Origin of the sequence: Moorena sp. SIO2C4 (assembly GCF_010672485.1) — a bacterium.
In the GTDB taxonomy this organism is placed as follows: domain Bacteria; phylum Cyanobacteriota; class Cyanobacteriia; order Cyanobacteriales; family Coleofasciculaceae; genus Moorena; species Moorena producens.
The window spans coordinates 1-3,050 of record NZ_JAAHGN010000931.1; the positions used below are offsets into that span (position 1 = coordinate 1).

General features: G+C 43.7%; 1 protein-coding gene and 1 pseudogene. Both read left to right on the forward strand.

What is annotated here, in order from left to right; all coding sequences use genetic code 11:
• Positions 1-324 precede the first annotated feature (324 nt).
• Positions 325-1,611, forward strand: a pseudogene (locus F6K20_RS31575) (sulfatase-like hydrolase/transferase); the annotation flags it as partial.
• Positions 1,612-1,941: 330 nt separating this feature from the next.
• A partial coding sequence (locus tag F6K20_RS31580) for an HAD family hydrolase (protein WP_287297382.1) occupies positions 1,942-3,050 on the forward strand: 1,109 nt, incomplete at its 3' end.

Here is a 3,050-nt window from a genome sequence, read left to right on the forward strand (position 1 = left end):
GAAGAACGGGGATTCTTGGATCTACGACTCGTCTTGCTATCCCTTGCCGGAACCAGGAAAAGTAGAGGACAAATCTCCCCGAGCGTTTAGATCATGGATCCAGGTTTCGGTGTGCCCCACCGTACCTTTTTATATGGATAGACAGATACTTTTTATTATCTAATTTTTCATAGACGTTATAGTCGTTAGACCAAATTACGCAATACGTATCTAATACATATTTTTTACGTTGTCTACTTATGATTAGATCATACCTATCTAAAGAAAAGTTTATTACTTATACTCTTATTATAGCACACAAAAGGAAAAGCCGTCCTAGAAGGACGGGGCTTTAGACCCAAAGTTTTTGGTAAAAACCATCTGGGTGACTTAGATAAGTATCTACCCACTAACCACGGTTTCGATGAGTTCTATGGCAACCTCTATCACCTCAATGCTGAAGAGGAACCAGAAAACGAAGACTATCCTCCTCTAGGTGAGTATCCAGTATTCGACGCCAACTTTCGGCCACGGGGCGTAATCCATAGCTATGCCTCCGATGCAGACGATTCAATAACATGCGAAGAGGGTGCAACAAACGTAACAGATGAAGATAGTGAAGGTCAACTAGTGTGCAACACAGGTCCGCTAACTAAAAAGCGGATGGAAACAGTGGACGAAGAGTTCCTAGATAGTGCACTAGATTTCATCTCTGAGGCCCACGATAAAAGTCAGCCGTTTTTTGTATGGTTTAACGCCACCCGTATGCACGTCTTTACCCACCTTAAAGACGAATCTGTAGGGGTTACCGGACAGGGAATCTATGCAGACGGTATGGTGGAACACGATGGTCATGTCGGGGTACTTCTCGATAAGCTTGAAGAATTGGGCATTGACGATAACACTATTGTGCTCTACACCACTGACAACGGTGCAGAATTATTTACCTGGCCTGACGGCGGCATAAGTCCTTTCCGTAACGAAAAAGTAACTAACTGGGAAGGTGGTTTCCGCGTGCCCGCTATGATCAAATGGCCTGGTCATATCCAACCGGGTTTGGTTTCCAGCGAAATCATGTCTCTCCAAGATATGTTGCCCACCCTCATGGCTGCAGTTGGTGTGGACGATATCAAGGAGCAGCTACTTACAAATGGTTACGGCACTGATGAGGACGGTAACCCTATCCTCATTCATCTAGACGGCTATAACTTCTTACCCTATCTATCAAGTCTAGGTACTGAAGACGAACTTCCTGAAGGGCCTCGTGAAGAGTTCTACTATTTCACTGATGATGCTTACCCATCGGCACTCCGGTTTAAAGATTGGAAGATAATTTTTGCCGAACAGCGAGCTCTAGGTTTTGATACTTGGGAGGAACCCTATGTCAATTTGAGGGTTCCCATGATCCTTAATCTGCGTCGCGATCCCTTTGAGAGAGCTCCCTTCGAGTCTAACTATTACGTAGACTGGCGCTTCCGACGCACTTACTTGCTAGGTCCGGCCACAGCATATATGGCTCAATTCCTGGATACCTTCAGGGAATTTCCACCTAGTCAACGTCCTGCATCTTTTAGCATCAATCAAGTTGTGGAGGAGCTAATAGAAGACCTCAAGAATAAGGCATTGGATTAAGCTGCTCAGTAGGGTATATAGCAGAAGTCAGAAGTCAGAAGTCAGAAGTCAGAAGTTAAACTCTTGCCAAACTGTAGTTTGAGACTTTTGTCATGTCCTAATTACCCTGGCGACTGCTATAGCACTAAGTCTTTACTGGCTAAGTGCCACCCCTAGCTGGACAATCAAGGCGTCACTTGATGGCAAATCTGCCCATCAGTGACGCCTGCCAACCAGCCTTGACCATAACTACTTGGCAATAGTTTGTATCCAAAAGATCAGTTGGCTACCTAAAAATAGCCTTAATTGGCAAAAAGCTGCTCAGCAATTACACTACAGAAGTCTTAGCTCATGAAAAAAAGAAAGTTTTTAGTTTTCCTATCGATTCTTTTATCAGTCTTTTGCATAGGAGGGTTTGTCGGATGTCCTTCTGGCAATGCCGATTATGACCCCTTACTGTCTTGGAATGAGGGTGGGACTAAGCAAGGGATTGTTAACTTTGTGGAAGACGTTACCAATCCCAGCAGTGATAACTACGTTCCTCCTAGCGATCGCATCGCCACCTTTGATAATGATGGAACCCTGTGGACTGAAAAACCAGAATATATTCAGGAGTCATTTATCAAATATAGGCTAACTAATGCCTTGCCAGCTCTTCAAAAACTTCCTTCTTTAACTGAAAAGGATGTCATGGTAAAAGATCTCATCCTAGAATATATTCAACCGGAGCCATTAACACCGGAAGAGTATAAACAGAAAGCTAGGGACTTTCTGGATAACTCTTTGCACCCATACCTGGGAGTGCCATACATCGAGCTGACTTATCAGCCCATGGTTGAACTGGTCAATTATCTCCAAAGTAATGATTTCAAGGTCTATATTTGCTCTGGGGGAGGACTTGATTTTATTCGCTCTTTTGCCGAAGATGCCTATGGTATTCCCCCTGAAAACGTGATTGGTAGTACCGTCCAAACAGAATATATCGCCCAAGGCGATGGATCTTATCTCTTGGTTAGGAAGCCAGAACTGGTGCAACCCATTAACGATGGACTAGGTAAACCAGTGGGAATTGAACGCTACATTGGTAAAAAACCAATTATGGCAGTTGGTAATTCCAGTGGTGATTTACCAATGCTTGACTACACTGATGATAACCAAGGTCCAGCTTTAATGATGCTGCTTCACCATGATGATCCCCGCGAATGTCCCTATGCTGCTGACGAACCTGACATTGACTGTCCATACGATAAAAAGTCCGAGTCTAATTTTAATGTTTTTGATGTGGCCAATGAGCGTGGTTGGACAGTTATCAGTATGAAAGACGATTTCGTAACAGTTTATGGAGACATAACTCAATCGATAACTCCATCGATAACTCCATCGATAACTCCATTGGATAATGTATCTGGATCTGAACAAGCATCTGGAGATGAGAACCAATTTGGATATCGAAGAAGAGC